Below are 24,313 nucleotides of genomic sequence, written 5' to 3'. Positions count from 1 at the left end.
TCCGCTATTGAACAATCTTCTTTTAGTTTACTCTGTAGAGTTGACGGGTTCAACAGGCGCACCCAGATATTCTTCAAGTGTCAGATTTTTTTCATGAATTCGAGCCGCATGCTCCTTGCCGACATAGCGTAAATGCCAAGGTTCATATTGATAACCCGTAATTCCTTCCTTTCCTTTCGGGTAACGGATGATGAAGCCGTACTTATGGGCATTGTCCTTCACCCATTTACCTGCCGTGGTCTCACCGAATTCCTCGATCAATTGGAAGCTGACCTCAGGGGACGTAACATCCATCGTCAACCCGGTCTGATGCTCACTTTGCCCCGCACGTGCGCTATATTTATTCGCTTCCTCCTGGCCATTCGACTCGGCATTCGATGCAAAAATTGCTTTTTGAGTCGAATAAGAACGGTATCCGGATTGTGCCAATAAAGGAATGTCATCTTTATCAGCTTGATCGAACATGTCTTCAATCGCTTCTGCTGCCACCTGTTGCATTTGTTTCTTTGGATGATCTCCCTCAAAAGCAAATGGAATGTCTGGAACAGTCAATGTTTCTGGAACAAAGTCTGCTGGAAGGTTCCTCTCTTTATTGACTAATACCAAGGGATCCATAACATTCGTTACTATCTTTTCACCGTCTGCATTTACTTCTACTGTTTCTTCAGATGATGGTAGATCTGGTTCTTTGTCAGCCTCTTTTTCTTTATCTTCTGGATTTTGTTCCTGGTCATTTTGGTCTTTCTTTGTATTTTCGTCCTGGTTATCTTCGGACGGTTGTCCTGAAGGCTGTTCTTCTGTTTGATCGTCCTTCGAAAAAGGATTCGGGATAGACGAACAACCTGATAATAATAGTGAAAAGCACGTGAAGCTGATTAAGACCGTACGTAATTTCATGGTTTCACACCTTTATATCTTTAATTCTGTTTTTTTAACATGGTTCTGAGGCTAAATAGAAACGCAATACTGACTCCCAATAAAATCGTTTTACCGAGAAAGTCCCACTCAAGGACTTGGTTGACCGCTAATGCTTCTAAAAGAAGGGCAGGAATTTTCCCTACCGTACTTGCAATAAAAAACGTCCATAATGAAACAACGCCGATCGCAGCGAAAAAAGTGACCACTCCAGATGGCATGAACGGCATCAGCCTCAGTGCAAAAATAAAAAGGAACGCTTTCCTTCCCTTCAGCTCGATCAATTGTTTAGCTTTCGCATAACGCTCTAGTTTTGCTCTTGAATATTTTCTAAACCCTTTCCGGTATAAGACGAAAGCAACAAGCGCACCGATCGCTTCGCCAGCAAAAGAAATAACTGTCCCCAAATAAAATCCGAAAAAATAAATATTAGCTGCTGTCAGAAAGTAGCTTGGAAGAACGCCGGATACTGCAATCAGTATATTCAAGCCTATACTTATCAAAACAGCAAGTTGAGGGTAATCCCGAAACAAACTGATGATTGTATCACCCATTACCCTCTCTCCTTACATTCATTTTGATTCATTTTATTAGTCGATTCATTCGTAAACACGTTTCGCTTTAAAATTCATTTAGTTCCTTTCAACTAACAATAAGAATGAGTTTGTATTTTTTCAATGGTATTTTTTACCATTGTTTTGCCCTGATCGAGATTCTCGATTTCCAATTCAATGACAGGGGATCTATAGCGATCAGCTGCATAATTATATTTAGGGTCATAATATGATTGTAATAATAACCGGACCACATTTTCATAGTTTTCGGCATGATAGGATTGAAGCATAATCTCATATACCTCTGGCTTGATGCGTTTTTTTAGATGGTGCAGAGCTTCACCAATCTCATCATGGTATAACCCCGGCTGGTATGTTTCACAAATCGATTGGACCCTGCGTTCAAATGGATAGTTGATATGGATTCGCTTCCCTGTCTCCTTACCTTTCAGAATCCACTCAGGAACGACAACCCTGCCGATCCGCTTACTTTCGGATTCAATGATATAGTATGCGGCTTGTTCAATTTCCTGCAGACGCTTGAACATGTCTCGTTCAAACTGTTTTTGCGACTGGCCTTCATTTCCGATTTTTCCAAATATGGATCCGCGATGACCTGCCAGTTCCTCGAGGTTGATGACCGGATATCCCTCCTCTTGGAGGACTTCCAAAATATCCGTTTTTCTACTACCAGTTAATCCTTCCAATACGATGAATGGTTTCGCCATCTTGGATAAACGTTCTAGTCCAGACATGATAGATTGACGATAAGATCGGATCCCACCCATCAGCTGGCAGCAATCTAACCCTATGAGCTTCATGACTGTTGCAAAGCTATTGCTTCTCATACCGCCACGAGCACAATAAATTAAGAATGGTTTATTGTGTATTTTCTCTTGGTCTTTCAATGTTTCAACCATTTGGACAAGCTTGGGTGAAACGATGGAAAGTCCAAGCATCTTCGCATCATCTTTTCCAATCTGCTTATAGGTCGTTCCGACTTGTTCCCTCTCTTCATTGGTGAAAATCGGTACATTAGTGGCACTTTCAATATGAAACTCTTCGAACTCTTTTGGGGATCGGACATCAATTATATGAAAATCTGATAGATTGATCGACTCAATAGAAACAATTGGTACTGATCTGCTTTCTGACATACTATCAATTCCTTTTCTGACTATTCAAATCGTACCTGTATTAATTTATATCCGTCAAGGTATATACGACTTAATTCATCATTTAGTCATTTCTATTATTATAACCGATATAAAAACATTTAAAAAAGCACCCATCAATTGAGTGCTTGTCCACCATCTATTTCATTTGTTTCTGCATTGCTTGCATCATCTGATTTATCTTCTTCTGTGATGGTTTTTGTCCCATCTGCATCATCATCACGCGTAACATGTTTTCATTAATAGGTGGATTCTTCTTAAGATAACTCATCATATATTTGCGGGCAATGAAAAATCCAAGCGCAGCACCAGCGAGCAGCGCGACAAAGCCCACAACAAAATACATCCAATCCATGCTAAAACTTCTCCCTTCTGGTTGTCTAGAACTAGTGTACTATAAATGCTGTTTCAAACTCAATATTTGGGCTATAATTTTTTCGGGAATTGCATGTTTTGTTAGCACTATAAAATGTAATAAGCTTGTTTGATCGGGCTTAGCCAACCGATGCTGTTTCCCTCCAGATCAACTGCTAAAAAGGAGTTTTCAATTTTCCGTAAATGCTCGAATACCAATGTTTCAGCTTCGAAACTTCCTGTCGAAATCAGCTTCAGCTTCCTCCCCCTATTCGTTACCACCGCTCTGCTCCCTGTAGAATAGATCGTCATCTGCTGGTCTTCCTTTTTAATTTTGAAACCTTTCCTCATCGAATCAATTTTGTTTATATGATAATCGAATACGTGATAAGGGATCGAACGGGTAATATATTTATATTGTCGTTCAATGATATTAACTAGCGATGGGACAGGATGTGAAGCTTCCACAAAGAAATGATACAGAACTTGTTCACGACCAAAATAATGAGAAGCAACTTCATTTTCAATTAAATAAATGTCATAGTTTCGCACAGATTCCCTCCTATTACCACTCTTGTCCATTTAGTATATCGAAGCGATGTGAATAGGGGTGTCAATCGATGTAGGATGTCAATGACTAGTTTTGTCGAACCTAAAAAACACCAAGCCAGATGACTTGGTGTTTTAAAACTTATTCTATTATTAATTCAATAGAGCTTTCACTTTTGCTACGACATTTTCAACAGTGAACCCATATTCCTTGATGACTCTATCCCCCGGTGCAGAAGCTCCAAAACGATCGATTGCCAGGATGTCCCCTTCATCACCTGTGTATTTATGCCAGCCATGAGAAGCTCCCATTTCTATAGCGAGACGCTTTTTGATTGCTTTAGGAATGACGCTTTCCTTATAGTCCTGAGGTTGTTCTTCAAAACGATCCCATGAAGGCATGCTTACAACCGAAACATTGATCCCTTCTTTTTCAAGCGCAGCTTTCACATCAACAGCTAGGGAAACTTCTGAACCTGTAGCGAGTAGCATTGCATCAGCAGGACCTTCGCTTGCAGGTGCAACAACATAAGCACCTTTACGTACACCTTCTTCATTGGATCCTTCCAATGTCGGAACACCTTGTCTTGTCAGTACAAGTGCAGTCGGTTTTGATTGATTTTCAAGTGCAAGCTTCCATGCGGCGACAGCCTCATTGGCATCCGCTGGGCGGATGATGCTGAGGTTAGGCATCGCACGTAATGAAGAAAGCTGCTCAACTGGCTCGTGAGTAGGTCCATCTTCTCCCACAGCTATGGAATCGTGAGTCAGAACATACGTTACAGGTAATCCCATCAATGCGGATAGTCTCATTGCAGGGCGGAGGTAATCTGAGAATACGAAGAATGTTCCGCCATATACCTTCAATCCACCATGCAACTGCATTCCGTTAAGTGCTGCCGCCATTGCAAATTCACGTACACCGAACCAGATATTACGGCCGCTGTAATCGTTTCGGGAGAAGGTCCCTTTGTCCTTCATCATTGTTTTATTCGATCCAGCCAAGTCTGCAGAACCACCGAAGAATTGAGGTACACGGTTTGCGATTGCATTCAGTGCTTCACCGGATGAAGCACGTGTTGCAAGCTTGTCTTCCCCTGCAACGTATTGAGGTAACTCTGCATCCCAGCCTTCTGGCAACTCACCTTTGATCGCCATTGATAATTGATCTGCAAGCTCCGGATGTTTTTGTTGATACGCTTCGAACAAGTCATTCCATTGTTGTTCTTTCTGAGCGCCTTCTTCTTTCAATTGCTTGAAGTGGTCTTTAACCTTATCAGGAACATGGAAATCCTCTTCAAACGTCCACTTGTACGCTTCCTTAGTCAACTTGATTTCATCTGCTCCAAGCGGTGCCCCATGGGAAGCGGATTTACCTGATTTATTTGGTGAACCGTGGCCGATGATGGTTTTCACTTCAATCAGGGTAGGTCGATCCGTGTTTGCTTTTGCTTCAGCAATTGCCTTGTCCAACGTATCAAAATCTGTCCCTTCTTCTACATAAATAACTTGCCATCCATAAGCTTCGAAGCGATCCTTCACACTTTCAGAAAAGGACATATGAAGATCCCCATCAAGTGAAATATCGTTAGAGTCATACATGACGATCAAACGTCCGAGACGAAGGTGTCCTGCAAGAGACGCAGCTTCAGCAGAAACGCCTTCCATCAAATCACCATCTCCACAAATGCTGTAGGTAAAGTGATCGACGACATTGAAATCATCACGGTTGTATGTAGCTGCTAAGTGGCGTTCTGCCATCGCCATTCCAACTGCCATCGCGATTCCTTGTCCGAGCGGTCCGGTTGTCGCTTCAACACCTGGGGTATCTCCATATTCAGGGTGTCCTGGTGTCTTACTTCCCCATTGGCGGAAATTTTTCAAATCATCTAGTGATACGTCGTATCCGAATAGATGCAGCAGACTATATAAAAGCATAGAACCGTGACCTGCCGATAAAACGAAGCGGTCTCTATTGAACCAGTCAGGGTTTGAAGGGTTATGGTTCATATGCTTACTCCATAATGCATAGGCCATTGGCGCAGCGCCCATTGGCATGCCAGGGTGTCCGGAATTCGCTTTTTCTACGCTATCGATCGACAACGTACGAATTGTATTAATTGTTAATTGCTCAATTGAAGTTGACACGGCGATTCATCCTTTCTTCTTACACCATTATTCTTTCATTCCTTTACCATGATATACTCTCTCTACAAAATTCACAAGACTGGCGGCCATTCGGCATAAAATTTCAAAATAATGTTGAATTTCAGGGGATTTGGGTCTTAAATATAGGCTTTGAAAAATTTAATAGTGGTTAAAAAATTGATATAAGAGAGCGGCTACAACGACCTTAACCGTTCCGGACTTGAATCCTAGAGTACGTGCCCATGCCGGGGAGAACAATTAAAAAGCCTCTACCATCTGTTATGGTACAGGCTTTGTTTAAAGTATCTTCAATTAAGCAATACTCGGTAATTCAATTTTAAAATGATCAGTCGAATGATCATAATCCATTTTCATTTCTTCAACAAACCAAGTTTCATGCGGCCGGACAAAAAAGCGGATTCCATCTACCTCTTGTACATAATCGCCGTCCATCGGCATTCCCCGTTCTACTCCAATACAAAGACCTGTCTCACTGCCAGCATATCGACAAAAGAGCTGAAGTGCATCCCCATTTTGCAATCCCATTTCTTGCCTGTACATTTCTACTACTGGACTCGTAATAGAGAACATCAGTCAATCCACTCCCTTAGCATTGTTATATAACAGTATATCAGAATTTGCGACTGATGCAATACAAAAACAAGCCCGATTTGAATTATTTTTCAAACCAGGCTCGTTTATTAATGGTAGCGTTTCTTTTCATTTTTCAATTTCTCAGGGGTAACGTCTTTTCCTTCTGGATCAACAACTTTGATAGAACGCAATTGATCCTTAAAACCACCGCGGAATGCTTTCAAATATTCTTCACGCAGTTTTCGTTGTTCTTCTTGCTCTTTTTTGCTCAACCCTTCATCTTTCGATTTCCGTGCGAGCTCATTGATTCGATCTATTTTTTGTTTCGGCAGCATTGTCAAACTCCTTTTACAAAGACTTGATTCCTTGTTTGTCTTATTCTAACGTATTTTAAAGGAGATTTCTAATCTTCTGTCCTGCCATTTTTGTTTATATGGTCTTGATACCGCCTATGGACTGTGGCTTTTGAAACATCATAACCAAATCCTTGTAATGTAGTGGCGATCTCCTGGAAGGTCAACTCCAGATTCCTAAGACGAACAATCTCTTCGGTTGGGATCTCCTTTTTCTCACGCCCGCCCTGATTCAGGTTAGTGAGGTTTTTTTCTGGCCGATATCCACCGTCGACTGCACGTCTCATCCCCCTCTTAATTTTTGCATTGTGAAGCTTCCGCTGATAGTCTTCAACCAGACTCACGATTTCCAAGACCATTGAATCGGCCTCCGTTAGTTGAAGCTCCCCCTGTTCACTGATCGTAAAGCACTTTACATTATATTTTCCGAGTGTATGAAGGATCGCAATCTTTGCACTGCCTCTTCCGATCCTGGTTTCATCCTGGACAAGGAGGACATCCATTTTTCCTTCTTTGGCCATATCCAAGACTTCGAGCATTCCCTCACGATCCACATCATATCCGCTTTTCCTTTCGTGAATCGAGTAGATGACATTAAAGTTGAAGTGGTCAGCCAGCCGATTCAGTTCCGCCTCCTGACGTTCAAGAGATGAGGCCTGTGTTTCTTTTTCCGTACTTACCCTGCAATAGATGACTGCATTCATATTATGTTCCCTTCACGAAGAGTTATTTGGATGCAAGTTGATTTACATCTGCTTCTACTGGAATGATGACTGTATCACCAGGTTGTAACTGATCCGCTTTTACTCTGTTATTGCTTTCGACCCATTTTACGAAGGCCTCGCTTGTAAATGTATGGTTTTCCTTAAACTTTCTAGATAATTCCCAAAGAGTGTCCCCTTGTTCGATTCTAACATTTATGTATTTCTCTGTTGTATCTGACTTCGCATTCACAAAAGAATAAGTACCCATTGTCAAAACTACAGCTATCAATACAATAACAAAAGACCAACCGTTCTTTCTGTTCGTATTTTTCATTTCATTTCCCTCCCATACGAATACCTGTTCTCATTTGTTGTTTTCATTGTATTAAGAACGTTTGTTCCTGTCAATAGTTTTTTCTCGAACTTATGTTTGTATTTTTGTCGAACAAGTGATATACTTAATGCAATAATCGAGGAGAAAAGAGGTGGACAGAATGAAACTATCACGCCGTCAACAGGATATACTTAATTACATAAAGTTCGAAGTGAAACATAAGGGTTATCCCCCTTCTGTCCGTGAAATAGGTGAAGCTGTCGGGCTCGCTTCAAGTTCGACCGTTCATGGACACCTGTCCCGTCTGGAGAAAAAAGGACTCATCAGACGCGATCCGACAAAACCGAGAGCGATCGAAGTGATTACGGAGGATATGGATACTACCATTCCAAAAAGTGAATCTATCAATATCCCAGTAATCGGTAAAGTAACGGCAGGTCAACCTATCACCGCAATTGAAAACATAGAAGAGTATTTCCCTTTACCAGATCATATGGTAGGAGATGACAATGTATTCGCATTAGTTGTACAAGGAGACAGTATGATTGAGGCTGGGATCTATGACGGGGATATGGTTATTGTCAAACAGCAGTCATCAGCTAACAACGGGGATATCGTGGTTGCGATGACAGAGGAGGATGAAGCTACAGTCAAGCGATTCTTCAAGGAAAAAGATTTCATTCGTCTACAACCAGAGAATGCTTCGTTGGAACCGATCATTCTTAACAGCGTTACCATTCTTGGTAAAGTAATCGGCGTTTATAGAACGTTACATTAATCGAAACACAAATAGAGCCGTCTAATATGAAGTGACCCCTGTCAAGTAGACAGAAATTAAAAAGCATTTTTAAGCAGCCTGAGCTCTATAATTATAGGGACTCAGGTTGTTTAATTTCTTTTGAAATCTCTGGTGATTATAAAATCGTATGTATTGGTGGACGGCAAACTTAACCTCTTCAGAGGTTCGGAAAGAGTATAAGTGAAAACATTCTGTTTTAAAATGGCTAAAAAAGTTCTCCATACAAGCATTATCCCAACAGTTTCCTTTTCGAGACATACTCGCTTTCATTTTGTATTTTTTAAGCAGTTGGTTATATTGTTTTGAGGTGTACTGGAATCCCTGATCGCTATGAAGGATAATTCCTTTTACACTCCGTTTTCTTCTTGCCTTTTTTACTGTATCCATTACTAGTTGAAGGTCGTTTCTTTGACTGATTTTATATGCGATGATTTCGTTATTGTATAAGTCTTTAATAGCCGATAAATACAATCTTTGTCCATTAAAAATTAAGTATGTAATGTCTGTTACCCATTTTTCATTTGGCTTAGAGGCTTTAAAATCTCGGTTCAAATGGTTTTCTGAGATGGCATAAGCTTCCTTCTTTCCGTAGTAGGGCCGTTTTCTTCTTATGATGGCTTTTATTCCCAATTCACCCATCAAGCGTTGAACCCGTTTATGATTCATATGTAAATTGTGTACCGACTTAAGCCAGACATGTATCCTTCTATAACCATAAATCCCCTTGAGCTTTGTGTGACACTTTATGATTAACTTCTTGATTTTATCATCCTCTAACTGTTTAGAAGAGGGGGCTTCCTGACGCTTTAACCACTTGTAATATCCGCCCCTTGATACCCCTGCAAGTTCACATAGAAGTTGGACAGGGTATTGTTTCTTGGACATATCTTGAATCACTTTATACTTAGTACCTGTTGATACGGCTTCCATACCCCCTTTTACTTCCCTAAGAACTTTTTTAACATTTCATTCTCGGCTTCTAATCGTTTGATTTTCTCTTCTGGATCCTCAGGACGGGTTCTTGGTCTGCCTTTCCCAGGTCCTTTTGCTTTCCCGCGCTTTTCCTCGAGACCCTTTATTCCTTCTGCCTCAAAGTGTTGAACCCAACGACGTACAACTGAACTAGAAATACCTACTTCCTTCGCAACCGTATCGTAGCCCATACCATCTTTAATATATAGATCCACTACTTTTTTCTTAAATGCAACATCATATGATTGTCTCATTTTCCCCATAGAAAAATCCCCTCCATAATAGACAGATTAATGTGCTTTCTTTTTTCTGTCTACTATGTGGGGATCATATCAATAAGGACAGCTCTATTTTTTATTTGTCTATCAATTTGAAAACCAGGTGGTTATGAAACCCAAGGGATCTACATGAAGGTGGGACAGCTTACGTGTTGAATTCCTTTTTAAATTTTTCCAGTAGTCCATCCGGTATTTTCTCCTTCCTATGTTTCTTATTGATTTTCTGATCCGCTAGGAATTCTAACTACTCTTCTTCTAATTCCTGTAAATCCTTCCCATAGACTACTACTATTTTTGTTATCAACTGTGATTTATTGTAGATCTCCAAGAACGTCTCCAAATCGTATGTATCAATCAAGAAATTCGAAAAAGAATTTGTCTGCACATAGAACAGCCAACGTTTTTCTATATTCCTTCGCACAATTTTTTATAGTTTTTTTGGACTAGTTCATATCGTTCAAAGTTCCCCCGGATTGCCGTGATAATATGCGGATATTTACACAGAATATAACTTGAAGTGAATTTATTATTCATCGGAGGTACCAGACAATGACTGGAAAAATACAATTGACCGCTTCTGAAATCGCTTCGACATGGACGAATTATATCGAGGATTGCATGTCAAAATGTGTTTTGAGTTATTTCCTTAAAATCGTAGAAGATGAAGAGATAAAGCCCATCGTCCAATATTCCTATGATCTCTCTAACGCTCATATCGAAAAATTGACGAGTCTTTTCAATGAAGAAGGGATTCCTGTACCTGTAGGCTTCACCATAAAAGAGGACGTTAATTTGAACGCCCCCCGTATGTACTGTGATGTTTTCATACTCACATACATTAATCATATGGCAAAAGTAGGCTTGCTTGGATACAGCGGTTTTCTATCTATGAGTGTAAGAGACGATATGAGAGCCAATTTCATGGAAGGATTGCAAGAAACCGCCAAGTTGTATGACTTAAGCTCCCAGGTTGCCCTCTCAAAAGGCGTTTTTGTAAGAGCTCCTTATATTGATTATCAGACTAAAACTGACTTTGTAGATTCTAAAAAATATTTGAGCGGGATTTCATTTTTCAGTAAACAGCGGCCATTAAATGCTGTTGAAATTTCACATTTATATATGAACATTCAGACTAACTTGATGGGAAGCAAACTTGCTCTAAGTTTTGCACAAGGTTCACCAAGAGAAAACATCCAAACATATATGCAAAGAGGAAGGGACATTTCTAAGAAACATGTTCAAATATTTACAAAAACCCTACTTGATAATAATATCCAGCCACCAATTACATCCGATGCGTCCATAACCGATTCGACTACACCACCATTTTCGGACAAACTGGCTCTTTTTCAAATAGGGTTCATGAGTGCATCTGGTATGGGGAATTATGCAACTGCATCTGCAGCAAGCCAGAGAAGCGACCTGATAGGAAATTACCAACGACTATCTCTTGAAATCGCCCAATATGCAAAAGATGGAGCAGATCTTATGATTCAGAACTCATGGTTGGAGGAACCTCCTGGGACGACAGATAAACAAGATCTCATCAAGAAAAAAGAGACTAAATGATTATCTCATACCTTTCAAAAGGTCTAATGAAAGGATGATTTAAATGGCATTAACGCTTATCATTACAATAACCTTCTTAGTCTCATTGGTTTTCTTTTTTCTCAATAAAAGTTTGCCCTTCTTGCAAAATTCATTGCTGTTCATGTTGATATCTATCCTGACCAAAAATTTCACAACGGTCATGTCAATGGAATTGAAAGTTATAAAAACGACAGAGGAACATTTCTTATTCCTTTTTTTCCTTTTGAACAGGGAAATCCTGATACCTCTACTCGTGCTTATTTTTATCAATTTATATATGCGAACTGCGTCAATCGGGAAACGGGCTAGCATTTTCATCTGTATATTCGCCTTTTTACTAGGAGTGAATTATCTCTCGGATCATTTTAAGGTTATCGAGTTTATTAAAATTAATTTCTATTATAAGACCATCGTGGATACAACCTACTTCTTAATTGGCTTAGGTTTGGTCAAAATAATTCGTTACTTCCAATTGGAGCGTCAATATGAAGGTTTATGAAAATTCATTTGACTTAAATGAATGGTATGTCATCATCAGTCTAGTTTTATTAATTATTCTCATTTGGGTAACCCCAAAAGTTTTCTCATTTATAGAGGGAACTGCACATTTTGTATACGGGGTGTACATTGGGATGTTTTATGACCATACAATCAGTGTATCCCCATGGGATTTCTATGATGTGAATGACAATTCCAGTTATCAATCAATCGATTTCTTCAGCTATCTGATGTATGGTCCCTATAGTTATTTCTTCATGTATCTCTATGTAAGGCTGAAAATCAAGGGATTTATGACAATCGCTTACATATTATCATGGATTGTTCTATCATTGTTTCTTGAATGGGTTGGAAGAGAAGTCGGATTGTTTCATTATGAAAAGGGATACAGAATGTATTGGTCCGTACCGATCTACATGTCCGCTCAAATATTACAAATCATTTACTATCACCTAATAAAACTGATGAGAAATAATTAACCTTAAACATTTAAAAACCCTAGACACCAATGGTATCTAGGGTATAGACGCTTGTTGTTAGTCCCAAAATTAAACTTAGCTGTGTCTGCTTAGCTTGGATCCACTTCATCCAAAGAAAGCCTAGTGACTTTTGTATAGTCGCCTTTCTTGATTTCTTCTTCTGTGGCATCTTCTTTCAGCTGTTCGTAACTATCCATTCCTGGAGCGACTGTAGGCTCCTCCTTCTTTTTCTTATCCATATAACCATCTCCTTTCGTGCATACTTTTTCCATTATGAAAACTATGTATACGATACCTATCTAAAAAACCTTGCTACATTATGGAAAAGGAAAAGTTCCGTTAAGAAAAACGACCTCCATATTTTTTGGAGGTCGTTCATAATTAATAGTGAAGGGATACATCAGCTATGACAGGGTAATGGTCGCTTGGGAACTGACCGTTTTTCTTATAGTCCAATATCTCAATTTTTTCGGCTGTTACATTACCTTTGGAAAGAATCCAGTCAATACGTCTATCCGATCCCCCACCTGTCGGATCATCGAATCCATTGAAGGTTCCTAGGTTCTCATTTACTCTATCTTCTGCAGATTCCCATAGATCAATAAACGGTCCTGTGGCAGTTAGTTTTTCATGTGGCACACTCTTTGGACTTGCATTGAAGTCTCCAGTCAAAAGGACCGGCAGGGATGGATCGAATTCCTCCACTTTTCTTGAAATCAATTCTGCACTTTTTTGTCTCGCTTCTTCGGATTGATGATCAAAATGAGTATTCACAAAATAAAAGGATTCTTTCGTTTTTTCATCCAGGAATTTCACCCATGTGACCATTCTTGGGATGGTGTTCCCCCAGGAGGTGGAACCTACAGCTTCTGGTGTATCAGATAACCAGTAGTGATCATACTCTAACGGTGTAAAGCGTTCTTTGTTGAAAAAGATTGCCATGAATTCCCCTTTACTGCCACCTTCACGACCTAAACCAATCCAATCGTATTTAGGTAAATCCTTATCTACATCTTCAACCTGCTGGTAAACCGCTTCCTGAGTACCAAAAATATCAGGGCTCTCCATATTGATCAGCTTTTTTACCGTTGGTCTCCTCTCTGCCCAAGTATGTGGTGATGGATCGTAATCGTTTAAATACCTCAAATTGAAAGTCATCACCTTTAAATCCAAATTAGAAGCATTTTCATCCTTGCTCGCGAATGCTGTCGGACTCCCGTTCAAATAACTGACTAAAAGTAAAAGTACGAACGACAGTAAATACATCGGTTTGAAATGATTTCTTTTCAAAACCCATTCCCTCCTTATGTAATTGATCAAGTATTAACTTACTAGAAGTCTATAAACCTCTAATTAAGGAGGTGTACGTGTTATGTTAATTTTATGAACTATTGATCAGATTCATATAAAAGCGAAAGGATGAGGATGCAATATTCCATACCAATTAAGAAAAAAGTGGCAGTCTTGGATTGCCATTCTTTTTTGCTTTGTGGTTAGATAAATGGAACAAATTATTATAAACCCTCGCTTACGTTATTTGTTAAATAGTAAAAATTTCGTTTAATTAATGTAAAAATCAGAAATATATCTGTCTTTTTATGTATGATAGTTACCAAACATAACTCAATTCTTCCAACTGAGGGGTTAACTATGGTGAAAACTGCACTATTATTCTTAAAGAAATATCTCCTGGAAATGTGTATTTTTCTAAGCTTCATACTGCCTCCGATTGGTGTTTTTCTCTTATTAGTAATCGGAAGCTACCATTTGCACCAGGCTTGGAAAAATGGAGCGGGATTGAGTTTGACTCCTGGTCTATTCCTGTTGGGTTGTATGTTTGTTTCATCCATCGGTTCCTCGATGGTTATGGATGATCAGTCGTATTTCTTGGTTCCAGCGTTAATCCTATCGTATATGGGAATTTATATGAAAATAACGAGAAATGGCGTCCAGAAAACTTTCTTAGCATTCAAGTGGATCACGATCTACGGAGGGGTTTATTTTTACAGCTTGTATCCTTTTCAAGAATTATTGATCAGTCCTACCTTCCAAAACTATATCTCTGGTACAGCTTTAATCGGGACAGGTAGCATACAGGGTTACAAAAGGTTAATCGGTGCCGCATATAATCCAAACTTTTCAGTCGCTCTCTTGTTATTAGGTTTATCGTTCCTCCTATCGGAATGTTTAAAAAATCTTAGAAAAGCAGATTATTTAAAAACAAGCATTCAAGCGGTCATTACTTGTATCCTTGCCCATGCTATCATTTTAACAGGCTCCAGAGCAGGTTTCTCAGCAATGCTGGTCATTTTTCTACTTTTTTTATTCAGATGGAATAAACCAGTAACATTCATCCTCATTCTAGCTATGGGAATGAATATGAGGTTGATCCTGGATTGGATGCCAAGGAATGAACATCTTCTACAATCAGCAGAAACGAGAAAAGAAATATGGAAAAATTCGTTCAGTCTATGGCAAGAGCATTCTTTATTTGGTATGACACCCATGGGATTCAAGGAAGAATATTTCCATTATTTTAACGAACAAATCCCCCACGCCCATAACCTGCTTCTGGGTATGTTCACCGAATACGGTGCTCTAGGTGGGATCGCTTGTCTCATTGTACTTCTTATCAATATGTACAAGGTGATCTATCTTTATTTCACCAAACAAAACAACAAATATCTCGACTCTTTTTTACTTTCGTTACCTGTCATGTTGTTGACCGGAGTTTTTGATTATGTACTTTTCTCCCCACAAGTGGCATTGATGACGATCATATTAATGGCATATTGGGACAAATATACGGCAAGGTTGTCATTTAGGAGTACCTGGATTTTAAGTATTCCAAAATGGAGTTATCGGTTCTTCTTCTAAAAATGGGCGAGATTAGGATATATATTAAGGAAGTTGAGGAAGATGAACTTTCCGCAAAATCATTAATAACCGGTCCTCCTACTTATTTTCACATTTATCAGAAATATAACCTAAAACAGTCCTAAAATTACACCACCAAGAACTTCGGTTGAAGTCCTAACAGCTCCTTCAGTTCCTTATCCCTCTGAACAAACTCAAAGCTTGGAAAATCACCTGAAAATGCTGTGAATTTATCTTACAAATCGTTTACGAGTTGAGCAATTTCCCCTGTATGACGGCGTATCCCTTGGGCATCATACATGACGACCATACTCAAAATGATAGCATGTGCTACTTCCATGTGATGCGACCCTTTATTGGTTACTATATATGTAGCAAGCGATGATACGGCCGTTGAATGGGAACTTGGCATCCCGCCTGTCGTAGCTACCTGTTTTATATCCCTCTTGCCCGTCAACCTCTATGTGTGAAAATTTTCAGTCCATGTACAATCCTCATCGTCGAAAGCCCCGTAAATATCCCTTTGTTCATCTTACGCATAAACTTTCACCCTTATTATAAAATCATCCTTTTTCCAGACTTCGACTAAGTAGCCTTGCCTGATTGCAAACATATGAAATATAGTAGAGGAAACAACTTTTAATAACGTAGAATGGGGTGATAGCTTGGTCATCTATGAAAGAGAAGACGATTGGGTAATGATTCCGCAGCATCATCATGGTCTGCTTTCAGGGGATATTGCTCGGCATTGGAATTCTGCTTATATCAAAGGAACCGAAAGATGGAGTGATGTGATTTTTGCAATCGCACAACATGACCGTGCCTGGATCGATCTGGATGAATCTCCTTTTTGGAATGATAGTGCCAAGAAGCCTTATTCCTTCATCGATTTTCCTCTGATCCCGAAACTTACCTTTTATAAAAAAGGAATTGCGGAAGTTGAAAGACAGTCTCCGTACGCCGGATTACTGTGTAGTCTCCATTACCATTCCTTTTTGGTCGGGGCCAAGGAGCCTGCCGCAATTGAATTCACTAGACAGGAAAAAGCCCGGCAAGACCGTTTGATGGAACAACTGAACCTCTTTGGTGCAATTAATGAAGACCTATTAAAAAATCACTTCCTTATGGTCCAATTTTGTGATGATCTCTCATTATATTTATGCATGCAAGAACCTGGAACCCCAAAGGCAGAGGAATTCCCTTGGTTTAAAGATGGATTTAAACAGATTTTTCCTTTTGCAGAGGGAAATAAGATCATTGCAGAGTGGCTTGACTCGAAGCATGTATCTCTGCATCCTTTTCCTTTAGCCTCTCCGGCCGTTGTATCTATAAAAGTCAAAAATGTAAAGAAAACAGATATCCACCAGTTGGGGATAGCGAAAGCCTATAAGGATACGGAATGGAAAGAGAGAACATTTACTTTGACTTAGACCGTATCGCTACTTATGCAGATTTCTTTTTGCATGCCATAAAACAATAGGACGGTCTGTGAGAATGTTGACAACAGCACTGTTAATGAGAAGTGCACTTTTGAATACTCCATAGGATGCACGATACTGGTGTATTGATAAAACAGCTCCTTTCTTTTCAAAAAAAGAAAGGAGCTGTTTTATGGAAAAGAGTGTAGAAGGATACAAAAGTATGCGTAAGCAAATCACTCGGAAGAAGTGGTAACGAACCTGGTTGGTAAAACATACATTTTACCCAGAAACAAAAAAGTGTGTACAAACAGTGAAAAGTATTTGACAACTTTGTGAAGATAAATGAATAATAGAGGAAAGGGGATGATTAACATGAAATCTAGAATAAAACTATTGAACGCTACCAAGTGTGTTGGCGGATCAGTCCTTGCATTAGGCATTATGATGTTTCTATTCGGTTTTATTGTAAGCGGTTTCGAATTTTTAATTTCTATTGGTATTGGAACAATTACAGGTTCTGTTTTTATCTTCCTTATCGGATTGTTTTTTGCAGCGACGGAAGAAATGCTTGAGAAAAGTTATAAAGGAATTCATGTAACCCCACTCAAAGCTAAAGAAAACTCGTTTGACAAGTTTTAAGACGAAGAAAAGGTATAGTAAACTTACATTTAAACGATAAAATTTGCCGTATAACGACATACGGCAAATTTTTGCTTTTCTATATATAAAAAAAGGAGCACCCTAATGAAGTGACCCCTGTCAAGTAGACAGAAATTAAAAAGCATTTTTAAGCAGCCTGAGCTCTATAATTATAGGGACTCAGGTTGTTTAATTTCTTTTGAAATCTCTGGTGATTATAAAATCGTATGTATTGGTGGACGGCAAACTTAACCTCTTCAGAGGTTCGGAAAGAGTATAAGTGAAAACATTCTGTTTTAAAATGGCTAAAAAAGTTCTCCATACAAGCATTATCCCAACAGTTTCCTTTTCGAGACATACTCGCTTTCATTTTGTATTTTTTAAGCAGTTGGTTATATTGTTTTGAGGTGTACTGGAATCCCTGATCGCTATGAAGGATAATTCCTTTTACACTCCGTTTTCTTCTTGCCTTTTTTACTGTATCCATTACTAGTTGAAGGTCGTTTCTTTGACTGATTTTATATGCGATGATTTCGTTATTGTATAAGTCTTTAATAGCCGATAAATACAATCTTTGTCCATTAAAAATTAAGTATGTAATGTCTGTTACCCATTTTTCATTTGGCTTAGAGGCTTTAAAATCTCGGTTCAAATGGTTTTCTGAGATGGCATAAGCTTCCTTCTTTCCGTAGTAGGGCCGTTTTCTTCTTATGATGGCTTTTATTCCCAATTCACCCATCAAGCGTTGAACCCGTTTATGATTCATATGTAAATTGTGTACCGACTTAAGCCAGACATGTATCCTTCTATAACCATAAATCCCCTTGAGCTTTGTGTGACACTTTATGATTAACTTCTTGATTTTATCATCCTCTAACTGTTTAGAAGAGGGGGCTTCCTGACGCTTTAACCACTTGTAATATCCGCCCCTTGATACCCCTGCAAGTTCACATAGAAGTTGGACAGGGTATTGTTTCTTGGACATATCTTGAATCACTTTATACTTAGTACCTGTTGATACGGCTTCCATACCCCCTTTTACTTCCCTAAGAACTTTTTTAACATTTCATTCTCGGCTTCTAATCGTTTGATTTTCTCTTCTGGATCCTCAGGACGGGTTCTTGGTCTGCCTTTCCCAGGTCCTTTTGCTTTCCCGCGCTTTTCCTCGAGACCCTTTATTCCTTCTGCCTCAAAGTGTTGAACCCAACGACGTACAACTGAACTAGAAATACCTACTTCCTTCGCAACCGTATCGTAGCCCATACCATCTTTAATATATAGATCCACTACTTTTTTCTTAAATGCAACATCATATGATTGTCTCATTTTCCCCATAGAAAAATCCCCTCCATAATAGACAGATTAATGTGCTTTCTTTTTTCTGTCTACTATGTGGGGATCATATCATAAAGGCACTCCTCTTTATATATTCTTAACTTATCCCATATCCCAGACCAATGCTAGCAATGTACCAAAGACGGTAACCAGAGCTATGATTACGCCGTAGTATACATTTGTATAAATGGCACCCTTGTCTTCGGTTTCACCTGCATGCATGAACACCACGAGCTGAAGACCTGCTTGCAGGAATGCAGTGACAAGAAGGACTGTCATCCCTACCGCAAACGACATGTCAAAGACATATACCCCTAAAGCAACTGCAGTCAGGACCAATGAAAAGACGAATCCCATGACCTGTTTGAGAGGAAATAATTCGCTCATATTACATCATCCCTTTCAGATAGATGAAGCTGAAAATAAAGATCCAAACGACGTCCAGGAAGTGCCAGTAAAGCGAGAAAATAAAGGATTTATTCCCTGTTTCAGGAGTCAAACCGTCCCTTTTCACCTGAATGAGGATGTAAAGACCCCAGAAAAGTCCAAGTGTTACGTGTGTTCCGTGTGTTCCCAATGTGGTCAACAGGATTGAGGTAAACGCACTTGTTTGTATTCCTGCTCCTTCATGCACATACGTGACGAATTCAAAGATTTCAACGCCCAAAAATGCTAGACCCAGCAATAGCGTAACGACGAAGAATCCCATCATTGCTTTCTGTCTGCCAAGACGCATCGCATGGATTCCAAGTCCAATTGTAAAACTACTTGTCAAAAGTAAAATCGTCTCGAATAACACAGGCGTGATATGGAAAATCTCTGCTCCGTTCGGACCGCTTCCAGTACGGTCATAGAGTGTAAAATAGGATGCGAAAAGCGTCGCAAAAAGCATGATTTCCGCACCAAGGAAAATCCAAAATCCAAAGATCTTCAAACGATTCTCTTCTGTGCTATATTCTAACGGCAGCGAGTGATCAATTTTCATACCTTAAGCACCTCGCATTTCTGATTCTGTGTCTTCAATCTCTTTCACAGAAATATAATGTCCGTGATCTTTCTCAAATGAACGCAATGTCATACATATAAAGATTCCGATTGTTGTGATGATTGCCGGAATCCATAAGCTGAAGACGAGCGAGAAGCCCCATGCAAAGAAAATACAGCTCATGATAAACGGTACACCACTATTGTTCGGCATGTGGATCTTTTCATATTTCCCTTTAAACAAGACATGATCTTTTTTCTTGACGTCCCATAACGCCTCACTGGATGCTACTTCCGGTGTGATCGCAAAGTTATATTCAGGCACCGGTGTGTGGGTAGCCCACTCTAGCGTACGTGCATCCCAAGGGTCTGCGCTGATGTCTCTTGAAGCATAGCGGACACTATAGTAGATGTTGTACACGATCAGTACGAATCCGACTGCCATGATCGCCGCTCCAATGAATGAGACCATATTCAACGGTCCAAATCCTGTCGATTCAGAATACGTGTACATACGTCGTGCCTGACCGTCCAAGCCTGTCACATACATCGGCATGAAGGCGAGCAGGAAACCTATCGAAAGCAACCATGCGGTCCACTTTCCGATTTTCTCATTTAACATGAAACCGAACATTTTCGGCCAGTAGAACGTCAGACCAGCAAGCATTGCAAACACGACACCTGGGATAATCACATTATGGAAGTGCGCGACCAGGAACATCGTATTGTGGTACTGATAGTCTGCAGCTGACATCGCAAGCATGACACCTGTCACTCCACCTAGTGTGAAGAGCGGAATGAAAAGGATCGAATAGAGCATCGGCGTCGTAAATTCGATTTTACCTTTCCATAATGTCAGCAGCCAGTTGAAAATCTTGACGCCTGTCGGAACCGCGATCGCCATTGTTGTAATGGAAAAGATACTGTTCGCGAATGCTCCCTGACCCATTGTAAAGAAATGGTGGGCCCATACGACGAATGATAGAAGTGAAATCAGTACCATGGATCCAACCATCGATTTATAGCCATATAGATTACGGCGAGCAAAGGTTGAAATGATTTCACTGTAGATTCCGAATGCCGGTAGAATCAAGATATATACTTCAGGGTGTCCCCAAACCCAGAACAGGTTTGCCCAGAGCATCGCCATTCCGCCATTATCCAGTGTAAAGAACTGTGTTCCGAATAAAAGATCCATCGTCCCCATCGCTAGTGCAACGGTCAATACAGGGAACGCGAACACGATGATCACGCTCGTAATAAGAGAAGCCCATGTGAACATCGGCATCTTCATCAATGTCATGCCAGGAGCTCTCATTTTGAGAATCGTTGTAATGAAGTTAATCCCTGTCATCAAAGTACCGATACCAGCGATTTGAATCGCAATCATATAATAATGCGAACCTACAGATTCTCCATCTGCAAGCGGGAAGTACGATGTCCACCCTGCGTCAGGCGATCCGCCGACCATGAATGAAATGTTGAACAGCATCGCACCCATGAAAAACAACCAGAAACTGAGTGCATTCAAGCGTGGGAACGCGACATCACGCGCCCCGATTTGCAGTGGTACAACAAAGTTCATAAAGAATATGATAAACGGCATTGCCATGAACAGGATCATGACGACCCCGTGGGTTGTGAAGATTTCATTATAGTGTTGTGAATCCAAAAGCGTATTGTCTGGCACAGCAAGCTGAGCACGCATCATGATGGCATCGACGCCACCACGGAAAAGCATCAGTAAAGCAGAGATGAGGTACATGATCCCAATGCGTTTATGGTCAACGGTCGTGATCCATTCCCGCCAGAGATAGCCCCATTTTTTAAAATAGGTCAAGCCGGCAATGATCGCGATAAACGTAAGACCGGCAGCCACCATTGAAGCATATATCGCAAAACTCGGATGTGGTATGGCAAATCGTTCAAAGAATTCCATACGATTTGACTCCTTTCGAGAATATCTTTAATCGGTAAAACCCGTTCGTTTACTCGTGATGATTCATGTGATCGTCGTGATCAGAGCTTTCCTTATCGGAAGCTGAGTGATGTTCATCAGAATGTTTATGTTCATTTTCATACTTGTCACCTTCGTGATGATGTTCTGGAGCCGGTGAAAACTCTAAGTGTGTCCCGGTAAACGTCATCCGTCCTAGATGGCCTGGTTCAAGCAATTTCTCAAATTTTTTCTCGGTGATCGGTTCAGCGGTTACTTTTACCTCTTTTACCCAGTCATCAAATTCTTGCTGGGACATAGCTGTCACATCGAACTTGTTTTCAGCAAATCCTTCACCACTGAAGTTCGCATTTCGTCCCATATAATCTCCTTCAACGTCAGCAGCCAGATGAAGCTTCGTTAAGTGGGCATGCATTGCGTATTTCTGCCCGCCGAGCTGAGGAATCCAGAAACTCGTAATCGGTCCGTGTGAGTAAAGTCTGAATTCAAGTGGGCGATCAGTTGGAATGTATAAATAGTTGACCGTCTCGATCCCTTCTTCCGGATAACTGAAATGCCACTTCCAGTCCGATGATGATGCATAGACGACCAAAGGTTCTTTCTCTTCGTATCCTTGCGGGGCCGATTCCACAATATAGTTACTTTGAACAGAAACGAAAGAAAGGAAAGCAACAATCAAGACCGGAATCCCGACCAATATTCCTTCCACCCATGGGTTGCCTTCAATATGAGGTGGTTCATAGTCTGCAGGTTGTTTGGATGCACGGTATTTCACCAACATGATCACAAGCCATACGAAAACGGTAATCACAATTCCCGCCATCATCAACATGGTCAACATGATGTCACTGGCTAACCTTTCAGCTTGAGGTCCTTTCGGATCCAACACGGTTAGTTGCTCACAACCTGTCAGCACTGTGACAATGCTCATCATGATTGCAAACAAAGCCAATTTGAGTTTCATACAAGTACCCCTCTTTCTCATTAGATAAATCTATGAATATAAGTATCAATTAACTTTCTTGGCTCTATTTTATCAGGATTATCCGGCTACTTTGTGAAGTTGTGAACTTTGTCACTAATTTGCTAAAAACATTTGACAATCCTTTGTCAGTTGTCTGAACATTGGCACTAAAGACAAAATAAATTACGAACCCTATAATTAATTGATGACTCGTTATTCTAACAGTCTATTCATATTGGAAGTACCTTTGGGGCAATCTGCCGTCTTTCAGCTTGTTAAATTGGAAAAAAGACGAACTTAAAAAAATCTGAATTAGCGCGAAATCGAAAATTTCATAAAAAATAACCCTTGGCATAATCGTTGTCATACCAAAGGTTATTAGTTCTATCCAATTGAACCTTCCTCACTAGCACTTCAAACGCTTGCCCGCTAACTTTCATGGGAACTTATTTAATGAACAAACGGGAACTTTTCGTATCAAAACACGATTTTTCTCAAAATGTCATTAAGTATGAGAGACTCAGACATTATGGGTCAACTCCCCTTTAATTGAATAAACAATAGGTTTTATTTCTTACTCTAGGATTCTTTTCAGTAGTGCCTAATACCTTAACATACAAAAAGACAGCTTTAAGCTGCCATTAGAGACTCTTATAAATAGTTAAATAACCAATAGTGTATGTCACCATAACAAATGTTTCTTCGTTCGATCAACGATGAGGAGGCCAGGACCCTTGCATTTTTCTGATTGAATAATTTGACCCGTATGATAGGCGTCGTGGAGAAATATGTCCAGTAGCTTCCCTTCAAGTGAATTTCGTTCAAGATCTTCAACAGAAGTCTTAATCAGCAACTGTCGTAAACTGTGATGAACGTTCTCGGCTCGTTCAACGACTTTATTCCATTCCTTATCTTCGTTAGACTCTTCAGTGAGATAGAAGGTTTCATTACCGTCGAGATTATGTGTCCACTTAAGGCCCTGCATGTTTGCTACAAGTCTCTCTTTGTAATAAATGAGATGATTAACGTTCTCCCAGATGGTTTTGGTTGCCTCTCCAGTTGGTCTCCAGCTGGCTTGTGCTACCGTGATTCCTTCAATTGCATTTTTGAGTGGAGCATACCAACTTTCCTTATCAAACGTAGAATCTAGTATGTTTAAAAGCAAGTCAATTCGATTTAAAGTCATCTCCTCCTTATAATAATTTTTTATAATCATATTTTCCCTGTGTCCATTTCGTATTTTATTTCAAATAATACTGCTCTAGTTCAACAAAAGAGTGCATTTCTCCTTCTTAGAGAAATGCCATCAAGTACTATGAATACCTCATCAGTCTCTTTATGATCGTGCCATACAAAATCCCCTAGAACCTTTACCAGCTTAAACTGATAGTCATTCATTTCACCAATGACTTGGGACCATTGCTCACTAAATTTAGATAACTTTTCTCTTAGATTAATCGGATGATAATCCATTTAGATTCCTCCTCTTCTCCCTCGCTTCTTATATTCTGGCTCTTTAAAAATGAAAAATGAGCGATGTCCTTGTTCCAGAAGCGCCCCCTATAATGGAATAACGAGCGCATTTCAATACTTTTGAACTGTTAGCAGTAGGTAAGCGTTTGAAGTTATCTCCAGCTTTTCCCCTGCTCCACACCATGGACGTGCTAGTTTCCCAGCATCCGGCGCTCCATCTAACGAATTGTACTAGACTATAAGTTCCTCGTTACCTTTAGACAGGAAGTATCTTATAATTCCTACTAAAAGCTCGCACTGTGGCATCCCTCCTGCTGGAGGCAATGTTCCCACGTTCCTACCCGATCGGTGCGATGAACGCTTGGAA

28 protein-coding genes and 2 pseudogenes are annotated in these 24,313 nt (G+C 40.0%); 6 read left to right on the top strand and 24 right to left on the bottom strand.

Annotation, left to right across the window (positions count from 1 at the left end; all coding sequences use genetic code 11):
* Positions 1-27 precede the first annotated feature (27 nt).
* From ACJROX_RS15430 to ACJROX_RS15385, 10 genes are all read right to left on the bottom strand, one after another.
* The gene (locus ACJROX_RS15430; RefSeq protein WP_408011542.1) at positions 28-897 is read right to left on the bottom strand and encodes a D-alanyl-D-alanine carboxypeptidase family protein; all 870 of its coding nucleotides are present in this window, start codon (positions 895-897) and stop codon (positions 28-30) included.
* A gap of 20 nt (positions 898-917) precedes the next feature.
* Complete coding sequence (locus ACJROX_RS15425) at positions 918-1,469, bottom strand: TVP38/TMEM64 family protein (protein ID WP_408011541.1); 552 nt, start codon at positions 1,467-1,469, stop codon at positions 918-920.
* Between the two features lie 92 nt (positions 1,470-1,561).
* On the bottom strand, positions 1,562-2,626 hold the full coding sequence (gene mnmH, locus ACJROX_RS15420) for a tRNA 2-selenouridine(34) synthase MnmH (protein WP_408011540.1): 1,065 nt from the start codon (positions 2,624-2,626) through the stop codon (positions 1,562-1,564).
* Positions 2,627-2,783: 157 nt separating this feature from the next.
* The gene (locus ACJROX_RS15415; RefSeq protein WP_221564615.1) at positions 2,784-2,999 is read right to left on the bottom strand and encodes a YneF family protein; all 216 of its coding nucleotides are present in this window, start codon (positions 2,997-2,999) and stop codon (positions 2,784-2,786) included.
* 107 nt (positions 3,000-3,106) lie between these two features.
* The gene (gene sirA, locus ACJROX_RS15410) at positions 3,107-3,550 is read right to left on the bottom strand and encodes a sporulation inhibitor of replication protein SirA (protein ID WP_408011539.1); all 444 of its coding nucleotides are present in this window, start codon (positions 3,548-3,550) and stop codon (positions 3,107-3,109) included.
* A 150-nt stretch (positions 3,551-3,700) separates the two neighbouring features.
* On the bottom strand, positions 3,701-5,695 hold the full coding sequence (gene tkt, locus ACJROX_RS15405) for a transketolase (RefSeq protein WP_408011538.1): 1,995 nt from the start codon (positions 5,693-5,695) through the stop codon (positions 3,701-3,703).
* A 312-nt stretch (positions 5,696-6,007) separates the two neighbouring features.
* Positions 6,008-6,286 (bottom strand): hypothetical protein, encoded by a 279-nt coding sequence (locus ACJROX_RS15400; protein ID WP_408011537.1) that lies wholly within the window; start codon positions 6,284-6,286, stop codon positions 6,008-6,010.
* A 110-nt stretch (positions 6,287-6,396) separates the two neighbouring features.
* Positions 6,397-6,624: a DUF896 domain-containing protein gene (locus ACJROX_RS15395; RefSeq protein WP_408011536.1), complete on the bottom strand. Its 228-nt coding sequence runs from the start codon at positions 6,622-6,624 to the stop codon at positions 6,397-6,399.
* A 68-nt stretch (positions 6,625-6,692) separates the two neighbouring features.
* Complete coding sequence (locus ACJROX_RS15390; protein ID WP_408011535.1) at positions 6,693-7,346, bottom strand: recombinase family protein; 654 nt, start codon at positions 7,344-7,346, stop codon at positions 6,693-6,695.
* A gap of 22 nt (positions 7,347-7,368) precedes the next feature.
* Positions 7,369-7,680: a LysM peptidoglycan-binding domain-containing protein gene (locus ACJROX_RS15385; protein ID WP_408011534.1), complete on the bottom strand. Its 312-nt coding sequence runs from the start codon at positions 7,678-7,680 to the stop codon at positions 7,369-7,371.
* A gap of 160 nt (positions 7,681-7,840) precedes the next feature.
* On the opposite strand from ACJROX_RS15385, the gene lexA reads away from it, so the two are divergent.
* Complete coding sequence (lexA, locus tag ACJROX_RS15380) at positions 7,841-8,458, top strand: transcriptional repressor LexA (RefSeq protein WP_408011675.1); 618 nt, start codon at positions 7,841-7,843, stop codon at positions 8,456-8,458.
* Positions 8,459-8,527: 69 nt separating this feature from the next.
* Here the strand turns inward: lexA and ACJROX_RS15375 are convergent, their stop codons facing one another.
* The 3 genes from ACJROX_RS15375 to ACJROX_RS15365 form a co-directional block, all read right to left on the bottom strand.
* On the bottom strand, positions 8,528-9,409 hold the full coding sequence (locus tag ACJROX_RS15375) for an IS3 family transposase (RefSeq protein ID WP_408007392.1): 882 nt from the start codon (positions 9,407-9,409) through the stop codon (positions 8,528-8,530).
* Between the two features lie 8 nt (positions 9,410-9,417).
* Positions 9,418-9,714: a transposase gene (locus tag ACJROX_RS15370; RefSeq protein ID WP_408007393.1), complete on the bottom strand. Its 297-nt coding sequence runs from the start codon at positions 9,712-9,714 to the stop codon at positions 9,418-9,420.
* Positions 9,715-9,973: 259 nt separating this feature from the next.
* A complete protein-coding gene (locus tag ACJROX_RS15365; protein WP_408011533.1) occupies positions 9,974-10,150 on the bottom strand; it encodes a hypothetical protein in 177 nt (58 codons plus the stop codon).
* A 128-nt stretch (positions 10,151-10,278) separates the two neighbouring features.
* On the opposite strand from ACJROX_RS15365, the gene ACJROX_RS15360 reads away from it, so the two are divergent.
* Both ACJROX_RS15360 and ACJROX_RS15355 read left to right on the top strand, forming a co-directional pair.
* A complete protein-coding gene (locus tag ACJROX_RS15360; RefSeq protein WP_408011532.1) occupies positions 10,279-11,298 on the top strand; it encodes a DUF3231 family protein in 1,020 nt (339 codons plus the stop codon).
* Positions 11,299-11,804: 506 nt separating this feature from the next.
* A complete protein-coding gene (locus ACJROX_RS15355) occupies positions 11,805-12,296 on the top strand; it encodes a hypothetical protein (RefSeq protein ID WP_408011531.1) in 492 nt (163 codons plus the stop codon).
* A gap of 89 nt (positions 12,297-12,385) precedes the next feature.
* On the opposite strand, the gene ACJROX_RS15350 is transcribed toward ACJROX_RS15355, so the two are convergent.
* Entirely contained in the window at positions 12,386-12,535 is a 150-nt protein-coding gene (locus ACJROX_RS15350; RefSeq protein ID WP_408011530.1) for a hypothetical protein, read from the bottom strand.
* Positions 12,536-12,677: 142 nt separating this feature from the next.
* Positions 12,678-13,586, bottom strand: coding sequence for an endonuclease/exonuclease/phosphatase family protein (locus ACJROX_RS15345; protein WP_408011529.1), 909 nt, complete (start codon positions 13,584-13,586; stop codon positions 12,678-12,680).
* Positions 13,587-13,949: 363 nt separating this feature from the next.
* Between ACJROX_RS15345 and ACJROX_RS15340 the strand changes: the two genes are divergently transcribed.
* On the top strand, positions 13,950-15,173 hold the full coding sequence (locus tag ACJROX_RS15340) for an O-antigen ligase family protein (protein WP_408011528.1): 1,224 nt from the start codon (positions 13,950-13,952) through the stop codon (positions 15,171-15,173).
* Positions 15,174-15,408: 235 nt separating this feature from the next.
* On the opposite strand, the gene ACJROX_RS15335 is transcribed toward ACJROX_RS15340, so the two are convergent.
* On the bottom strand, positions 15,409-15,630 hold the full coding sequence (locus ACJROX_RS15335) for a divergent PAP2 family protein (RefSeq protein WP_408011527.1): 222 nt from the start codon (positions 15,628-15,630) through the stop codon (positions 15,409-15,411).
* A 208-nt stretch (positions 15,631-15,838) separates the two neighbouring features.
* Here ACJROX_RS15335 and ACJROX_RS15330 point away from each other — a divergent pair, with 208 nt between their 5' ends.
* Together ACJROX_RS15330 and ACJROX_RS15325 are read left to right on the top strand one after the other, a co-directional pair.
* A complete protein-coding gene (locus ACJROX_RS15330; RefSeq protein ID WP_408011526.1) occupies positions 15,839-16,603 on the top strand; it encodes a DUF3891 family protein in 765 nt (254 codons plus the stop codon).
* 363 nt (positions 16,604-16,966) lie between these two features.
* Positions 16,967-17,233 carry a hypothetical protein gene (locus ACJROX_RS15325; RefSeq protein WP_408011525.1) on the top strand — a complete coding sequence of 89 codons (267 nt, stop codon included), beginning with the start codon at positions 16,967-16,969 and terminating at the stop codon, positions 17,231-17,233.
* Positions 17,234-17,381: 148 nt separating this feature from the next.
* On the opposite strand, the gene ACJROX_RS15320 is transcribed toward ACJROX_RS15325, so the two are convergent.
* From ACJROX_RS15320 to ACJROX_RS15285, 8 genes and pseudogenes are all read right to left on the bottom strand, one after another.
* Positions 17,382-18,263 (bottom strand): IS3 family transposase, encoded by an 882-nt coding sequence (locus ACJROX_RS15320; protein WP_408007392.1) that lies wholly within the window; start codon positions 18,261-18,263, stop codon positions 17,382-17,384.
* Between the two features lie 8 nt (positions 18,264-18,271).
* Positions 18,272-18,568, bottom strand: coding sequence for a transposase (locus tag ACJROX_RS15315; RefSeq protein WP_408007393.1), 297 nt, complete (start codon positions 18,566-18,568; stop codon positions 18,272-18,274).
* A gap of 102 nt (positions 18,569-18,670) precedes the next feature.
* Entirely contained in the window at positions 18,671-18,955 is a 285-nt protein-coding gene (gene qoxD / locus ACJROX_RS15310; RefSeq protein WP_408011524.1) for a cytochrome aa3 quinol oxidase subunit IV, read from the bottom strand.
* Position 18,956: 1 nt separating this feature from the next.
* Positions 18,957-19,553, bottom strand: a complete 597-nt coding sequence (qoxC, locus tag ACJROX_RS15305; protein ID WP_408011523.1) for a cytochrome aa3 quinol oxidase subunit III — start codon at positions 19,551-19,553, stop codon at positions 18,957-18,959.
* 3 nt (positions 19,554-19,556) lie between these two features.
* Positions 19,557-21,491, bottom strand: a complete 1,935-nt coding sequence (gene qoxB, locus ACJROX_RS15300) for a cytochrome aa3 quinol oxidase subunit I (protein WP_408011522.1) — start codon at positions 21,489-21,491, stop codon at positions 19,557-19,559.
* A 49-nt stretch (positions 21,492-21,540) separates the two neighbouring features.
* Positions 21,541-22,473, bottom strand: a complete 933-nt coding sequence (gene qoxA / locus ACJROX_RS15295) for a cytochrome aa3 quinol oxidase subunit II (RefSeq protein ID WP_408011521.1) — start codon at positions 22,471-22,473, stop codon at positions 21,541-21,543.
* Positions 22,474-23,183: 710 nt separating this feature from the next.
* A pseudogene (locus tag ACJROX_RS15290) lies at positions 23,184-23,659 on the bottom strand (DinB family protein).
* Positions 23,660-23,775: 116 nt separating this feature from the next.
* Positions 23,776-23,946, bottom strand: a pseudogene (locus ACJROX_RS15285) (cupin); the annotation flags it as partial.
* Positions 23,947-24,313: the final 367 nt, after the last annotated feature.

Origin of the sequence: Pseudalkalibacillus sp. A8, assembly GCF_045920555.1 — a bacterium.
In the GTDB taxonomy this organism is placed as follows: Bacteria; Bacillota; Bacilli; order Bacillales; family Fictibacillaceae; genus Pseudalkalibacillus.
Note: the sequence above shows the minus strand (reverse complement) of the source record. Positions and strands in the feature narration are given on the sequence as shown.